The sequence below is a fragment of the Limnochorda pilosa genome (assembly GCF_001544015.1).
Taxonomy (GTDB): domain Bacteria; phylum Bacillota; class Limnochordia; order Limnochordales; family Limnochordaceae; genus Limnochorda; species Limnochorda pilosa.
Genome location: NZ_AP014924.1, coordinates 225,523 through 239,778, shown reverse-complemented (window position 1 = coordinate 239,778; position 14,256 = coordinate 225,523). Strand labels below are relative to the sequence as shown.

Here is a 14,256-nt window from a genome sequence, read left to right as displayed (position 1 = left end):
GCGGTGGCGTCCCCTAGCCCCGCAGCTCCCGCACCGCCTGTATGAAGGCGGGGAGGACCTCTTTCCAGTCGCCCACCAACCCCAGCTCGGCCACGCGGAAGATGGGCGCCTCCGCGTCCTTGTTGATGGCCACCACGTGCTTGGCGCCCGCGATGCCGGCCACGTGCTGGCTCGCGCCGGAGATGCCTACGGCCACGTAGAGGTTGGGCGCGACGCTCTTCCCCGTCTGCCCTACCTGGTACGAGGGGGGCACCCAGCCGGCATCCACCGCGGCCAGGGACGCGCCCACGGCGCCGCCCAGGATCCGGGCGAGCTCGTTCAGTTCCGTTTGGAAGGGTTCGGGCCCGCCCATGCCCCGTCCACCGGCGACCACCACGGGCGCTTCCTCCATGGGGATGCCCTCGACCTCCTCCCGGACCTGCTCCACCACCTTCATGCGAGGCGAGCCGCCTTCCGCCGGGATCTCTTCGGCCTGGCCGGTGCGCGCCGGGTCGGGCTCGGCGGCATCGAAGGCGCGATCCTTCACCTGGATGACGCCCACCTGGCCCTGGAGAGCCAGGGCGGCCACCGCCTTCCCGCCGTAGACGGGCCGCCGGGTCTCCAGCCGGCCGCCCTCCCACGCCACCTGGACCGCGTCGGTCACCACGCCTGCGTTCAGGCGAAAGGCGAGCCGCGGGGCCAGTTCCCGGCCCGCGTCGTCACCGGGGACGAGCACCCATCCCGCGTTGCCTCCGGCCCTCTCCCAGGCGGCCAGCAGGTCCCGGAGAAGCAGCGTACGGTCCGCCGTCTCCCCCCGCCCCGTCACGGCCACCACCCGGTCCGCCCCGAGGCCGACGGCCTCCGCTGCCGCCTGGGCCGCACCCGGCCCGGCGATGCCAGCCACCACGGGACCCGGAGCACCGCCATCGGCCAGCCGCCGGGCCAGACCCAGCACCTCCCGGCCGGGGCGGCCGATGCCTTCCGATGGTACGGTCAGCGCCACGAAGAGCACAGGCAACCCTCCTAGATGACCTTAAGATCCCGCAGGGTCCGGGCCAGGTTCTGGGCCTTCTCCTGAGGGCTCTCGCCCTCCACGAAGGTGCAGCTTCCTTCCTGGGCGGGGATGGCCAGCTCCTCCACCACCACCCGCGCCGCCAGCTCCTCGGGTGCGAGGCCCAGGTCGGTCAGGCCCCACTCGGCGATGGGCTTCCGGTTGGCGAGCATGATGTCCCGTACCTTGGGGAGCCGGGCCGCGTTGGACTCGTGGTTGGTGACGGTGGCCGCGGCCGGAAGCGTCGCCTCCACCACCCGGTAGCCGCCCTCAGCCGCCTGCAGCATCTGCAGGGAAGCGCCCTGGCCCCGGGTCTGGAAGACGTTGGCCACCAGGGTCCGCTCAAGCGCCTCGGCCACCATGGGGCCCACCTGGCCCTGGTCCCAGTCGCCCGCCTGCCGGCCGAAGAGGACCACGTCTACCGGCTCGAGCTTGCCGATCGCGGCCGCCAGGGTGCGGGCGGTCGCGCTGGCGTCGGGGCGGGCCAGGGCCGGATCGTGGATCCAGACGGCCTCGTCGCAGCCCATGGCCAGGGCACGGCGGAGGGCCTCCTTGGTCTCGTCGCCGCCCAGGCTCACCACGGTGACCTTGCCGCCGGGGTCGCGCTCCTTGAGCTGGAGAGCCACTTCCAGGGCGTTGAGGTCGAAGGGGCCGATCACCAGCGAGGCGCGGCCCCGGATCGCCTCTTTCGCCTCGGGGTCCACGCGAAACTCCCGGGGCGGGATCTCCGGGTCGAGGATCTGCTTGATGCAGACCACCGTGTGCACAGGCAACCCTCCCTGGGGAACCGGGAACGCCGGGGTCGCCCTGGAGCCGCGAACGCTCCGCGGCCCCGGCTCGCACCTGGACACGGACCGCCTACACCCGCAGCCCGAGCTGCTCGAAGAGCCGGCGGGCCACCACCAGGCGCTGCACCTGGCCGGTTCCCTCGAAGATGTCGAAGACCTTGATGTCCCGGTACCACTTCTCCACCCAGCGGTCGTGCCGGACGCCGGCCGCCCCCAGGAGCTCCACGGCGTCGGCGCAGGCCCGGGTGGCCACCGTACCCGCGTACGCCTTGGCCATGGACGCCTCCTTGGTGTTGGGGATCCGCTGGTCGGCCATGGAGGCCGCCTGCCACACCAGGAGCCGGGCCGCCTGGAGCTCCCGCTCCATACGGGTGAGCCGCTCGGCGAGGACGCCGTAGCGGGGGATGGGACGGCTCAGGTCCAGCTCCTGCCGCAGCCGGTCGCGGGTGTACTCGAAGGCGGCCCGTCCGATCCCCACGGCCATGGCGCCCACCGTGGGCCGGGTGACGTCGAAGGTCTGCATGGCCGCCTTGAACCCCTCGCGCTGGGCGTAGCGCTCCTCCCCGCCCAGGAGGTTCTCCGCCGGCACCCGGCAGTCCTGGAAGAGCAGCTCCGCCGTCTCCGAGGCCCGGATGCCCATCTTGTCGAGGATGCGCCCCACCTGGAAGCCGCGCGTGCCCTTCTCCACCACGAAGACCCGGTGCCCGGCTCTCCCCAGGGTGGGGTCCACGGTGGCGAAGACCACGTTCCAGCTGGCCCGGGCGCCGTTGGTGATGAAGAGCTTGGTGCCGTTCAGGACCCAGTGGTCGCCGTCCTTGCGGCAGGTGGTGCGGATCCCCGACACGTCGGAGCCGGCCTCGGGCTCGGTGAGGGCGTAGGCCCCCCAGCGGGGCTCGGGATCCTTGAAGATGCCCAGGAACCGCTCCTTCTGCTCGGGTGTCCCCATCATCTGAACGGGCGGGCCGCCCAGCCCTGCCCCGGGCAGGCTGATGGCCACGGCGGCGTCCCCCCACGCCAGCTCCTCCGCGGCCAGGACCCCGATCCGGTTCCCCTGCCGCTCGACCGGGCGATCCCCGTCGCCGGACCCGGCCGAAGCCGACGACGTGGGCCCGGGGAGCGCATCCATGGTCACCCCCAGCTCCTTCAGCTTCCGAAGGAGCGTCATGGGTACCTCGTGGGCCTCGTCCGCCTCCAGGGAGACGGGCCGGATCTCGCTCTCCGCCACCCAGTGAAGGAATTGCTGGATGTTCCGCTGTGCGTCGCTGAGCTCGAAGTCGATCATGCCGCGCCCCCCTCTCCAGGCCGGCCTGCATCCCGGCTGGCCGCGAGCCCCGGGGCCGTCCATCGGGGGCCCAGGCCGAGCTCTGTCGCCGCCTCCACCTCCAGCGCGGTCTCGGGGAAGACGGCCACCCCCAGGGCCCGGGCGTCCCGCATCCACTTCTCCACGGGGTGGTCGGCCATGTACCCGTGGCCACCCAGCACCTGCACCCCGCCACTGGTGACGGCCACCGCCGCCGCCCGGGCCTGCAGCAGCGCCTGGGCCGCTCCCGCGGGGGCCTTCCCGCGATCGAGGCGCCAGGCCGCCTGCCAGAGCAGGTTCCGGGCGGCCTCTACCTCCATGGCCATCTCGGCCACCATGAAGGAGACGCCCTGGAAGCGGGCGATGGGCTCCCCGAAGGCCTGCCGCTCCGCCGCATAGCCCGTCGCGTACTCGAGGGCGGCCCGGGCGGTGCCCACCAGCTGCGCGGCCACCCGCAGGCGGGCCCGCTCCCGGGCGCGGAGGAGGGCCGGGGTTCGCGGGTCGCCCCGCCAGAGGAGCGCCCCTGCGTCCACCTCGGCGCCCTCCAGGGCCAGCTCGCCGAAGCCTGCAGCCGCGAGGCCCAAAGGATGTGGCACCGGCGCGACCTGCACGCCGGGCCCGCCCGGGGTCACCCGGAAGAGGGCTGTCTCCTCGCCCAGGTTGGCGGCCACCAGGAGCCAGGAGGCGTGCGCCGCGCCCGCCGCAGCCGGAACGCGGCCGTACAGCGCGTGCTCGGCGCTCGAACCTGGGTGAGCCTGGACGGTGAAGGTGATCCCGCGGGTCCCCGCGCGAGGATCGTCGGGGGCCTGGGGCCAGAGCAGGGCGCCCGGGCCCACCAGGTCGGCCGGCATGGGGGCGGAATCGTCCCCCAGCAGGTCCGCGGCGAAGGCCAGGGCGGCGCCCCTTTGCCCCAGGGCCAAGGCGAGCCCGGGGTCGCCCCACGCCAGTTCCTCCTCAACCAGGCACGCCGCCACCATGCCGAGGCCCGCACCGCCCAGCGCCTCGGGGAGGGCGATGCTGCCCAACCCCAGCTCCTCGTACGCCTGGGCCAGCTCCCCAGGCGGTTCCCCTTCCCCTTCCGCTGCCCGGGCGGCGGGGCGGAGGCGCGTCTCGGCGAACTCCCGGGCCAGGTCGCGCAGGTCCTTCTCCTCCTGGCCGGGCTGGAAGGAGATCATGAGGGACGCGCCTCCTGGATCCGCTCGATGATGGTGGCCACCGCCTGGCCGAAGCCGATGCAGAGGGTGATCAGGGCGTAGCGGCCCTCCCGTCGCTCCAGCTCGTTGAGGGCCGTGGCCAGCAGCCGCGTGCCCGAAGCCCCCAGCGGATGCCCCAGCGCGATGGCGCCGCCGTTGGGGTTCACCCGGGTCATGTCAGGATCGAGCTCCCGCTGCCAGGCCAGCACCACCGAGGCGAAGGCCTCGTTGATCTCGACCACGTCCATCTGGTCCAGGGTGAGCCCCGCCTTCTGGAGCACCTTCCGCGTCGCGGGGATGGGGCCGGTGAGCATGATGACGGGGTCCACCCCCACCACCGCGGTGGCCACCACCCGGGCCCGGGGCCTGAGCCCCAGGCTCTTCGCCCTCTCGGGCGAGGACACCAGTACCAGCGACGCCCCGTCCGAGATCTGGCTCGAGTTGCCGGCGGTCACCACCCCATCGGGCTTGAAGGCCGGTTGGAGGGTGGCCATCTTTTCCGGGCTGGTGTCGCGCCGGGGACCTTCGTCGACGGCCAGGACCTCGGCGGGCTGGTCCTCCCACGCCGGGACGGGCAGAGGCACGATCTCACCCTGGAAGTGACCCCGATCCGTGGCCCGGAGGGCCCGCTGGTGGCTCTCGTAGGAGTAGGCGTCCAGCTCCTCCCGCGCCAGCCTCCACCGCTCGGCGATCAGCTCGGCCGAGATCCCCTGGGGCACCAGGTCGAAGCGCTCCTGCAGCGGGCGGCTCATGGGCCCACCGTCGGAGCCCATCTCCACCCGGGTCATGCTCTCCACGCCCCCCGCCACCAGCAGGTCGTGGTCGCCGGCCCGGATGGCCTGGGCGGCGAAGTTGAACGCCTGGAGGCTGGAGGCGCACATGCGGTTGACGGTGGTGCCCGGGACCTCCACGGGCCACCCGGCCGCCAGCACGCTCATCCGCGCGATGTTGAAGCCCTGCTCCCCGATGTTGGTCACGCAGCCCAGGATCACGTCCTCCACCTGGGCCGGGTCCAGGTGGTCCCGCTCCTCCAGCGCGTGCAGGAGGTGGACCACCAGCTCCTGCGGGTGAAGCCGGCTCACCCGCCCCTTCCGCCGCCCCACGGGCGTGCGGACCGCATCCAGGATCCACGCCTCGCTCAACGGAGACCCCCCTTGGTCTCTCTCCCAACCCCCGAGCCGGTGGGCGCTGACGCCTCAGCGCCCGCGGAAGTTGGCCTTGCGTCCCTCGAAGAAGGCCTGAATCCCTTCCCGGGCGTCCTCAGTGACCACCACGGCTGCGAAGTCTTCCTGCTCACCCTTGAGTCCCTCGGAAAGCGGCACCTCGAGGCTGCGGTGGACGTTCCGCTTGGCGAAGGCCAGGGCCTGGGTGGCCTGCAGCGCCAGCCGCCGGGTGAAGTCCAGCGCCTGGTCCGCGAAGGTCTCGGCCGGGTAGAGGTCGGTCACCAGACCGATCTGCCGCGCCTCGGGCGCCTTCAGCCGCCAGCCCCGCAGGATCAGCTCCTTGGCCCGTGCCTCTCCGATCAGCCGGGGCAGCCGCTGGGTACCGCCGCCGCCCGGGAAGAGGCCCAGCCGCACCTCGGGCAGGCCGATCTCCGAGCGCCCGTCGTCCACCATCAGGCGGAAGTCGCAGGCCAGGGAGAACTCGCACCCGCCCCCCAGCGCGTGGCCGTTGATGGCCGCCACGGTGGGATAGGGCAGGGCCTCGATGCGCCCGAAAAGGTCGTGGTACATGCCGATGGTCTCCCACACCCGGGCGCGCAGCCGCTCCGCGTCCGGAGCCCCAGCGCCGCCGGCCGGCTGGAACTCGGTCAGGTCGGCTCCGGCCATGAAGACGCCGGGGAAGGCGCTGGTGAAAAGAGCCGCCCGGATGCCGGCCGTCCCTTCCAGCCACGCCACCACCCGTGCCAGCTCCTCGAAGAAAGCCTGCGAGAGCGCGTTCACCGGCGGGCTGTTGAAACGGACGACCGCCACGCCCTCCTGCAGCTCGTGCTCGATGAGGCCCAACGGATCCACTCCTTTCCTGGCGACCTCACCCGCCGGGCTCGGGCCGCTCCCGCGCGGCCTTGCCCGGCCCGGAGGCCGCGGCTAGAAGGTGAAGAGCTCGATGCCGCCCGAGACGTTCAGCACGACGCCCGTGATGTACCGGGCCAGGTCCGACACCAGGAAGGCGATGGCGTTGGCCACGTCTTCCGGCTCCCCCACCCGGCGGAAGGCGGTGCGGGCCACCATCCGGTCCTGATGTCCGGTCCCCATCTTGAAGGCCTCGGTGCCGATGATGCCGGGCGCCACCGCGTTCACCCGGATGCCGTGGCGGGCGCCCTCCAGCGCGAGGCTCTTGGTGAGCCCGATGAGACCGGCCTTGGTGCTGGAGTAGCTCGCCTGGCCGAAGCCCCCCAGGGTGCCGGCCACGCTGGACATGTTCACGATCCGGCCGTCCTGCTGCTCCTTCATGATAGGCCAGACGGCCTTGCAGCAGGTGTAGGCCCCGGTGAGGTTCACCCGCAGGTCCCGTTCCCAGAGCTCGTCTCTCTGGTTCTCGATCTGGCCCAGGTGGTCCAGGGTGCCGGCGTTGTTCACCAGGACGTGGAGCCCACCGAACTCCTCCCGTACCCGGGCGAAGACCTCCCGCACCTGCTCGGGGTTGGTCACGTCCATCCGGTAGGCGGCCGAACGGCGGCCCATGGCCCGGATCGCCTCAGCCGTCCGCTCGGTGTAGACCTGGCCCGTGGACTGCATGACCTGGGCCAGCGGCCCGTACTGCTCCGCCCGGGCCCTGGACTCCAGGTCCGACTCGAGCAGGATGTCGGTCACCACCACGTCGGCCCCGGCCCGGGCCAGGGTGAGGGCGTCTACCCGCCCGATGCCCCGGGAGGCCCCCGTCACCAGGGCCACCTTGCCCTCCAGGTTGATCACGATCTGTGCTCCCTCCTCCGTGCTGACCCGCCCTGTCGCAGCCCGGCCGTGTACGAACCCGCGGTCCGTGGACGGGGAGCGGCACCGGCGCCCTCGACGGGCTCGCGCCGCCGCTCCCGCCGGTGCTACTGGAGAAGGCCCTGGAGCTTCATGGCCATCCCCATGTCTCCCTGGATCTTGAGCTGGCCGCTCATGAAGGCGGCGGTGGGGTTCAGCTGGCCCCCTAGCATGCGCTCAAAGGCGTCGGCCGCCATGGAGAGGGTCACCTTGGGGGCGTCGGGCGCGCCCGGCCCCACGTCGGCCCGGCCGCCCGCCAGGACCAGGTGGTACGTGCCCCCGCCCTCGCCCGAGAGGTCGAACTGGCAGGAGATCTCGGTTTCCTTCCAGCGGTCGGGGGCGGCCTCCAGCTTCTGGTGGAGCTCGGCGAAGATCCGGTTGAGATCCGGCATGGTGAGCGCTACCTCCTCGTGGTCACGCCCCCCGTCCGGCCTTTGCCGGGAAGGGAGGCCTGGATTTGGGGCTGTTGGAGCAGCCCTCCGAAGAATACCTCCGTGAAGGCTGCCGCGATCTCCTTTGGGCTCAGACGCCCCTGAGGATCGTACCACCGGTGCATCCAGTTGCACGCGCCCAGGATGGCCAGGGCGGCCATGGCGCTGTCGGCGGGACGGAAGGCGCCCTCCAGGGACGCCTCCTCGATGAGGCGCTCCAGCAGGTGGCCGTACTGACTGCTGGCTTCCTCGATGCGCTGCCGCTGTTCCGGCTCCAGCGCGCGGGTCTCGCCGATGAAGATGGCGAAGCCCTCGGTGTCCTGGGCCACGGCCTTGATGTGGGCTTCGATGGCGGCGGCCAGCCTGGCGGAGGCGGGTTCGGGCCGAGCCGCGATCGATTCCAGGCGGTGGATGTACGTCTGGATGGTGCTGTGGATGATCTCGAAAAGGAGCTCTTCCTTGCTGCGGATGTAGTGGTAGAGGCTGCCCTTGCGCAACCCCACCGCGTCCGCGATGTCCTGGACCGAGGTGGCGTGGTATCCCTTGGCCCGGAAGAGGTGGACTGCGGCCTCGAGCACCTGCTCCTTGCGCGTCTCGTGCACGGGTGACGGCTCCCCCCGGACGTCGGACTCGCACGCGGCCGGCACCCCACGATCCACCCAGGGCGCCACCCGATGACGACCTACCAAACGGTCGGTAGAACTGTCATCAAGTGTAACGAATTCATTGGGAGTCGTCAATCTTGTCGTGGTTCCACCAGCAGGAACAGGGTCCACCAGGGAAGCACGCTCTCTCTCGCGCGCCGTGTTGCGGGTCCAGCCTCAGAAGATCGAGTAGAGGGAGACGGGGGGCGTGAGCGCGAGGAGCAGCGTCCAGGCGGCGGAGGAGGCAAGCCAGACCCCGCCCAGTTCGATCCGGAGCCACGTGAGGGCCGACCGGCGCTCGCCGAAGGCGTCCAGCAGCTCCCGCCGGCGCAGCACGGCCAGGAGTTCGCGCCCGATCAGGTACGATCCGTAGAGCGATACTCCCGCCCAGACCAGGCAGCCGATCCACCGCATCGGTGCCACCTCCTGCGGCCTCCCATCCACCTCCATTCTAGGCGGAAGACTGCAGGCTCCCCATCCGGTGGCCACCCCATCTTCGTTCAGGCGAAACCCTATCTGTGTCACGGCTCGATGATGCCGGCGCGGATGGCGTACCGCACCAACTCGACCCGGTCTGAGATGTTCAGCTTCTGCATGATGTTGGCCCGGTGGGTCTCCACCGTCTTCAGGGAGATGTTGAGCCGCTCGGCGATCTCCCGGTTCTTGTACCCTTCGGCCGCGAGCTGGACGATCTGCCGCTCGCGCTCGGTGAGGAGGTCCTCAGGGCCGCGGGTGCCTTCCTGCATGTGACGGACGTACTCCTCGATCACCTGGCGAGTGACGGTGGGGTGGAGGTAGTAGTCGCCCCGGCAGACGCACCGGATCGCCTCGATCAGCTCGTCGCCGGCCGCCTTCTTCACGATGTAGCCCGACGCCCCCGCCCGCAGGAGCTGCAGGATGTAGCCCTCCGCGTCGTGGACCGTGAGGGCCAGCACCTTCACCTGGGGGAAGCGGCGCTTCAAGACCACCGTGGCGTCGATGCCGTTCAGCTCCGGCATGCTGATGTCCATCAAGACCACGTCGGGCTGGCTCGCCTCCACCCGTTCCAGAGCCTCCCGCCCGTTGGCGGCCTCACCGACCACCTCGATGCCGGGGTGGCTCTTGAGAATGAGGGAGATACCCTCGCGGATCATTTGCTGGTCATCGACGATCAGCACGCGCACGGGCCTCATCGGGCTGCACCTCCTCGGATTCCAGGGGTATCCAGGCCGTGACCCGGGTCCCGCGGCCGGGCGCCGAGTCCAGCTCGAAGGAACCATCGAACAGGCGGATCCGCTCCTCCATCCCCGAGAGCCCGATGCCCCCCTCGGGCTCCCGGCGGACCTCGTCGGGACGGAAACCCACCCCGTCGTCCTCCACCCGAAGGCGGACGCCCGTCTCGTCCTCGTGGAGGTCAATCCAGACCTGCCGCGCGTGCGCGTGCCGGGCCACGTTGGTGATGGCCTCCTGCAGCACCCGGTAGAGGGTGATCTCCACCTCGTCGGGCAGCTCCCGGTCGATGCGGGCGTCGAAGTGGACGGCCGCGGATGCGCCCAGCACCGTCTCCGCCGCGTGGCGCACCGCCGCCACCAGCCCCAGCTCGTCCAGGTCCTGGGGGCGCAGGGCCCAGATCACCCGCCCCAGCGCGCTGAGGGCCCGATCGGCCAGGGTCTCCACGGTGCGGATGGGGCCCGAGATGTCGCCTCCCGCCCGGATCTGCTGCTCCACGTGCTTCACGTTCAGCAGCAGGGCCGTCACCATCTGGCTCGACTCGTCGTGCAGCTCCCGGGCCACCCGCTTGCGCTCCTCCTCCTGGGCGGTCACCACCTGGCGCAGCAACCGCTTGCGGGTCTCCTCCTGGCGCCGCAGCTCCTGCTCCACCACACCCAGACGGCGGGCCTGATGCTGGGCGGTCTCCACCAGGATCCCCGACAGGTACCCGGCCACCAGAAAGAAGAGCCCGTTGATCGCCAGGTTGACGGCCACGGCGCGTGGGTCCAGGAACTGGCCGAGGGGGTGGTTGGGCATGATGTCCACGTGGTGGTGTGGAAGGATGCCCCAGTACTCGAAACCCATCTCGATCGCGTCGAGGCCCGTGATCCACGCGGCCATGAGCAGGCTCGCCCTGCGCCCGCCGGCCAGGGCCGCCAGCATCACCATCACGATCCAGAGCCAGTGGAAGGGGCTCTCGACGCCGCCCGTCCAGTAGAGGACGCCCGCCACCAGCAGGCTGTCCACCACCAGTTCCACCCCGGCCATGCTGGCGTCGGACTCGTCGAACCGCTCGAGCAGAGCGGTGAAGAGCGGCTGGAGCGCCGCGTAGACGGCGGTGAGAGCCAGCAGCGGCAGGAGCGGGTAGGGCAGGGCGAAGAAGCGATCCAGCACGGCCAGGCAGAGGGCGAAGAGGGCCCCGGCCTGCCAGCGGCTCCGGGTGTAGGCATCGAGCCACCGGTGGGTGAGGAGCCCCACGTGCCGCCTGCTGCTCATCTGCAACGCCATGGCCTACCAACCCTTCTCCCGCTTGGTGCCTCGGCCGGCCGCCTCCTCCCTGTCTGGCTGACCCGGGCGCGCCACCCGCCTCCCCGGGGCGTGGAGATGGAGCCCATCGGAGCCCCGAGTCTCCTACCGGTCCTCGAGGCGGCGCCGCACGACCTCGGACACGTCCGCCTCCAGGGCGGCCCTCAGGTCGTCCTTCCCCTGAGCCTGGGGGCTCACGGTTCCCGCCGACTGCACGGCCCGGGTCAGGAGGTCCTCCTTCATGAGCCGGTAGTCGGCCTTCGAGAGCTTCCCCGTGCGGTAGTCCATCTCCAGCTCGGCGAGGCCTGCGAGGACGCGCCGGCGCGCCTCTCCTGCTCCCCCGTCCGCCCGGGCGGGGACCCACGATCCGCCCATGGGCCCCCGGGTGAGGGGCAGTACCACCAGGCTGAGCCCGATGGCCAGCAGGAGGCCTGCCAAGACCAGCATCATCCCTTGCTCGCCTCCCTCGCCGCCATGGCGGCGCCGCGGTGCACGGCCGGCCGCCGGGCCCAGGCCGCCTGGGTCTGCGCCGCCGGCCAGAGGGCCACCAGCCCGCCCAGGCCCATGAGATAGGATCCCCACCACATCCAGCTGATCAATGGGTGCTGGACGAAGGTGAAGCCGGCCACCCGGCCGCCGTCCTCCCATCCGTTCAGGATCACGTACAGGTCGCCCCGGGGGCCGCCCAGGATGGCGGGCTCGGTGGTGGGCTGCTCCGAGTAGCTGTAGAAGACCTTCTCGGGCCTGAGGCTCCCGGCCGGCTTCTTGTCGCGGATGAGGAGGAGGTCGGTGTAGACGGTCGCCTGGGTGCGCGAGTCGAGCCGCTCCCGCAGCCCCGTGAAGTGTACCCCGTATCCGCCCACGTCCACCATCTGCCCGGCCTGGAGGACGTGGTCGCTGGAGCTGGCGAAAAGGACCGCTCCCGTCATGCCCACCACCATCACCACCACGCCCACGTGGACGAGGTAGCCGCCCACCCGGCTCCGGTTGAGGCGCGCCGAGCGTGCGGCCCCGGCCACCCAGCCGGCGGGGCCGCGGGCGTGGGTGCGGGCGCCTCGGAAGAGCTCGAGCCCGGTCACGGTCAGCACCAGGGCGGCGAGGGAAAAGGTGCCCAGCGCCGGGCCGTTTCGCATGCCGAGCGCCGCGAGGAGGCCCGCCGTCAGAACCGCCATCCCTACGGGCCAGAGCAGCCTCCGGGCCGTCCGCCCCGAAGCCTTCCTCCACGGCAGGACGGGCGCCAGGCCCATCACAGCCACGATGGCCAGCCCGATGGGCGGTACCACCCGGTTGAAGAAGGTGGCGTCGAGCTGCACCCTGGCCCCGGTGATCAGCTCCGAGAGCACGGGAGAGAGGGTGCCCAGGAGCACGGTGACCGCTGCCCCCGTCAGCAGCAGAACGCCCAGCAAGAACGCGCCCTCCCGGCTCACCGGATGGTCCACCTCCCGATCATCGCCCAGGGTCCCCCGGCGGTAAAGGATCAACCCAGCGCTGGCCGCACCTGCCAGCAGCAGAAAGCCTAGGAAGAAGTAGCCCAGGGAGGTGTCGGCGAAGGCGTGCACCGAGCTGACCACGCCGCTGCGGGTGAGGTACGTGCCGAAGAGGGTCAGAAGGAAGGTGGCCGCCAGGAGGCCCACCGTCCACAGTTTGAAGCCGCCCCGCTGCTCCCAGACCCGCGCCCCGTGGAGGAAGGCGGTGGCCGTGAGCCACGGGATGAGGGAGGCGTTCTCCACCGGATCCCACGCCCAGAAGCCGCCCCAGCCCAGCTCCACGTACGCCCACTGCATGCCGTAGACGATCCCCAGGGTGAGGAAGAGCCAGGACAGCAGGCTCCAGCGCCGGGTGCGCCGCACCCACGCGGGGCTCGGGTCGCCCGCGAGCAGGGCGGCCATGGCGAAGGCGAAGGGGATGGTGAAGCCGACGAAACCCAGGTACAGGGTCACCGGGTGGATGAGCATCCCCGCGTTCTGCAGGAGCGGGTTGAGACCGGCACCGTCAGGCGGTACGGGGCTCAGGGACCGGAAGGGCGACGTAGCCGTCACCAGCAGCACCTCGAAGAAGAGGGCCACACCCAGGATCACCGCGCCCGCGGGCGCGTCCAGGTGCCCGGTGCCGTCGGCCCGCTCCCTCCGCCCGAGACCCAGGGCCAGGGCACCCTCCAAGAGCAGGAGCCACAGCCACAGCAGCAGCGACCCCTCCTGCCCGGCCCAGAAGGCCGAGAGCCGGTAGATGGGCGAGAGGTCCAGGTTGGTGTGCTGGGCCACGTAGAGGAAGCTGAAGTCCGCCCGCAACAGGGCTCCAAGCAGAACGGCGGAGGAGGCGGTCACCAGCAGGACGGAGGCCCAGAGCGCCGCGCGCCCGTGCCGGAGGAGACGGGCGTCCCCGTTCCGGGCCGAGCCCACCAGGACCACCAGGCCGTACAGGCCGGTCGCGAGGGCGGCGATCAGCGTCCAGTGGCCGAGGGAGGTCATGGCCGCTCACCCGCTTCGGTCCCGGCGGAGGTGGGGTGTCCCTCCGGTGCGGGTTCGTACTTGCTGGGGCACTGGACCAGGAGCGTCTCCGCCTGGAAGGCGGCTCCCTGGAAGCGGCCCTCCACCACCACGTCACCGCCGTCGGTGAAGTTGTCGGGACGGGCGCCCTGGTAGACCACGGGCACCTGACCGCCCTCGTCCTCCACCGAGAAGGCGAGGCGGAACTGGTTCGGTTGCCAATCGATGCTCCCCGGCACCACCTTGCCCGCGATGCGGAACCGCTGTCCGGGCTTGGTCGCCTCGCGCGCCAGCGCCTCATCCACGGTGAAGTAGTAGGTGGTTCCCCCGCGCAGGCCTGAGGCCAGCAACGCCCCCACCAGGACCACCGCGGCCAGGACGACCAGGAGCTTCCACCGCTTCCGCACGGCCATCACCTCTTCTGGGGAGCCAGGGGACCGGGGCTGCGGGGAGGAAGCGACCCCGCAGTCCCGGGCTTCCTTATTCCAGACCCTTCACGCCGATGGACCCGTCGTCTCCCAGGCTGTGGCAGTACATGCATTCGCCGTCGTAGCCCGAGATGAAGTGGTTCTCAGCGCCGCCCGTCAGGTGCGCCACGTGCATGATCTCGCCCATGGGAAGGCGACCATCGCTCTCGTGGCACATCAGGCAGTCGGCCGGCTCCTTCATCTTGCTCGCGACGTCGGGATGTCCGCCCGCGTCCGCGAGGTTCGTGACCTCGGCCTGCAGCGAGTACTTGCTGTCGGGCTTGTGGCAGTCCACGCACCCGTTGGGGTGGTCGTCGGCCACGGTGATGCCCGGGATCTCCCGGAGCTGGTCCGCAGCCTGGCCAATGAAGGTGAAGCCCAGAACGGCCACGGCCGCCACCAGACCCAGCGCGATCCAGCGGGCCTGTCCCCGCCACGTGCTTCTCATC

Annotated in this window: 16 protein-coding genes; all 16 read right to left on the bottom strand. The window is 71.3% G+C overall.

Annotated features, from left to right (window positions below; all coding sequences use genetic code 11):
* Positions 1 to 13 precede the first annotated feature (13 nt).
* On the bottom strand, positions 14 to 991 hold the full coding sequence (locus LIP_RS01115) for an electron transfer flavoprotein subunit alpha/FixB family protein (RefSeq protein WP_198409634.1): 978 nt from the start codon (positions 989 to 991) through the stop codon (positions 14 to 16).
* A gap of 11 nt (positions 992 to 1,002) precedes the next feature.
* Positions 1,003 to 1,797: an electron transfer flavoprotein subunit beta/FixA family protein gene (locus tag LIP_RS01110; RefSeq protein WP_068133190.1), complete on the bottom strand. Its 795-nt coding sequence runs from the start codon at positions 1,795 to 1,797 to the stop codon at positions 1,003 to 1,005.
* A 91-nt stretch (positions 1,798 to 1,888) separates the two neighbouring features.
* Positions 1,889 to 3,100 carry an acyl-CoA dehydrogenase family protein gene (locus LIP_RS01105; RefSeq protein ID WP_068133187.1) on the bottom strand — a complete coding sequence of 404 codons (1,212 nt, stop codon included), beginning with the start codon at positions 3,098 to 3,100 and terminating at the stop codon, positions 1,889 to 1,891.
* Positions 3,097 to 4,293, bottom strand: coding sequence for an acyl-CoA dehydrogenase family protein (locus LIP_RS01100; RefSeq protein WP_068133184.1), 1,197 nt, complete (start codon positions 4,291 to 4,293; stop codon positions 3,097 to 3,099). The genes LIP_RS01105 and LIP_RS01100 overlap by 4 nt, the downstream gene beginning before the upstream one ends.
* The gene (locus LIP_RS01095) at positions 4,290 to 5,453 is read right to left on the bottom strand and encodes a thiolase family protein (protein WP_068133181.1); all 1,164 of its coding nucleotides are present in this window, start codon (positions 5,451 to 5,453) and stop codon (positions 4,290 to 4,292) included. The genes LIP_RS01100 and LIP_RS01095 overlap by 4 nt, the downstream gene beginning before the upstream one ends.
* Before the next feature lie 54 nt (positions 5,454 to 5,507).
* A complete protein-coding gene (locus LIP_RS01090; RefSeq protein ID WP_068133178.1) occupies positions 5,508 to 6,317 on the bottom strand; it encodes an enoyl-CoA hydratase/isomerase family protein in 810 nt (269 codons plus the stop codon).
* 81 nt (positions 6,318 to 6,398) lie between these two features.
* The gene (locus LIP_RS01085) at positions 6,399 to 7,229 is read right to left on the bottom strand and encodes an SDR family NAD(P)-dependent oxidoreductase (protein WP_068133176.1); all 831 of its coding nucleotides are present in this window, start codon (positions 7,227 to 7,229) and stop codon (positions 6,399 to 6,401) included.
* Between the two features lie 122 nt (positions 7,230 to 7,351).
* Positions 7,352 to 7,675: an SCP2 sterol-binding domain-containing protein gene (locus LIP_RS01080; RefSeq protein WP_068133173.1), complete on the bottom strand. Its 324-nt coding sequence runs from the start codon at positions 7,673 to 7,675 to the stop codon at positions 7,352 to 7,354.
* A gap of 8 nt (positions 7,676 to 7,683) precedes the next feature.
* On the bottom strand, positions 7,684 to 8,316 hold the full coding sequence (locus LIP_RS01075) for a TetR/AcrR family transcriptional regulator (RefSeq protein ID WP_144440259.1): 633 nt from the start codon (positions 8,314 to 8,316) through the stop codon (positions 7,684 to 7,686).
* A gap of 219 nt (positions 8,317 to 8,535) precedes the next feature.
* On the bottom strand, positions 8,536 to 8,772 hold the full coding sequence (locus tag LIP_RS01070; protein WP_068133167.1) for a hypothetical protein: 237 nt from the start codon (positions 8,770 to 8,772) through the stop codon (positions 8,536 to 8,538).
* 107 nt (positions 8,773 to 8,879) lie between these two features.
* Positions 8,880 to 9,530, bottom strand: coding sequence for a response regulator (locus tag LIP_RS01065; protein WP_068133165.1), 651 nt, complete (start codon positions 9,528 to 9,530; stop codon positions 8,880 to 8,882).
* Positions 9,499 to 10,836 (bottom strand): sensor histidine kinase, encoded by a 1,338-nt coding sequence (locus LIP_RS19900; protein ID WP_068133163.1) that lies wholly within the window; start codon positions 10,834 to 10,836, stop codon positions 9,499 to 9,501. Before LIP_RS19900 ends, LIP_RS01065 begins: the two co-directional genes overlap by 32 nt.
* A 123-nt stretch (positions 10,837 to 10,959) precedes the next feature.
* A complete protein-coding gene (locus tag LIP_RS01055; protein WP_068133160.1) occupies positions 10,960 to 11,304 on the bottom strand; it encodes a hypothetical protein in 345 nt (114 codons plus the stop codon).
* Entirely contained in the window at positions 11,301 to 13,322 is a 2,022-nt protein-coding gene (locus LIP_RS01050; protein ID WP_068133155.1) for a heme lyase CcmF/NrfE family subunit, read from the bottom strand. Before LIP_RS01050 ends, LIP_RS01055 begins: the two co-directional genes overlap by 4 nt.
* Positions 13,319 to 13,747, bottom strand: a complete 429-nt coding sequence (locus LIP_RS01045; RefSeq protein WP_158509507.1) for a cytochrome c maturation protein CcmE — start codon at positions 13,745 to 13,747, stop codon at positions 13,319 to 13,321. Before LIP_RS01045 ends, LIP_RS01050 begins: the two co-directional genes overlap by 4 nt.
* Positions 13,748 to 13,820: 73 nt before the next feature.
* Positions 13,821 to 14,255: a hypothetical protein gene (locus LIP_RS18260; RefSeq protein ID WP_068133151.1), complete on the bottom strand. Its 435-nt coding sequence runs from the start codon at positions 14,253 to 14,255 to the stop codon at positions 13,821 to 13,823.
* Between the last annotated feature and the right edge of the window lies 1 nt (position 14,256).

Bases quoted from the DNA above. Each gene is read 5' to 3' on its own strand.
- LIP_RS01105 (WP_068133187.1), bottom strand. From the start codon at position 3,100: ATGATCGACTTCGAGCTCAGCGACGCACAGCGGAACATCCAGCAATTC.
- LIP_RS01100 (WP_068133184.1), bottom strand. From the start codon at position 4,293: ATGATCTCCTTCCAGCCCGGCCAGGAGGAGAAGGACCTGCGCGACCTG.
- LIP_RS01080 (WP_068133173.1), bottom strand. From the start codon at position 7,675: ATGCCGGATCTCAACCGGATCTTCGCCGAGCTCCACCAGAAGCTGGAG.
- LIP_RS01070 (WP_068133167.1), bottom strand. From the start codon at position 8,772: ATGCGGTGGATCGGCTGCCTGGTCTGGGCGGGAGTATCGCTCTACGGA.
- LIP_RS01065 (WP_068133165.1), bottom strand. From the start codon at position 9,530: ATGAGGCCCGTGCGCGTGCTGATCGTCGATGACCAGCAAATGATCCGC.
- LIP_RS19900 (WP_068133163.1), bottom strand. From the start codon at position 10,836: ATGGCGTTGCAGATGAGCAGCAGGCGGCACGTGGGGCTCCTCACCCAC.
- LIP_RS01055 (WP_068133160.1), bottom strand. From the start codon at position 11,304: ATGATGCTGGTCTTGGCAGGCCTCCTGCTGGCCATCGGGCTCAGCCTG.
- LIP_RS01050 (WP_068133155.1), bottom strand. From the start codon at position 13,322: ATGACCTCCCTCGGCCACTGGACGCTGATCGCCGCCCTCGCGACCGGC.
- LIP_RS18260 (WP_068133151.1), bottom strand. From the start codon at position 14,255: ATGAGAAGCACGTGGCGGGGACAGGCCCGCTGGATCGCGCTGGGTCTG.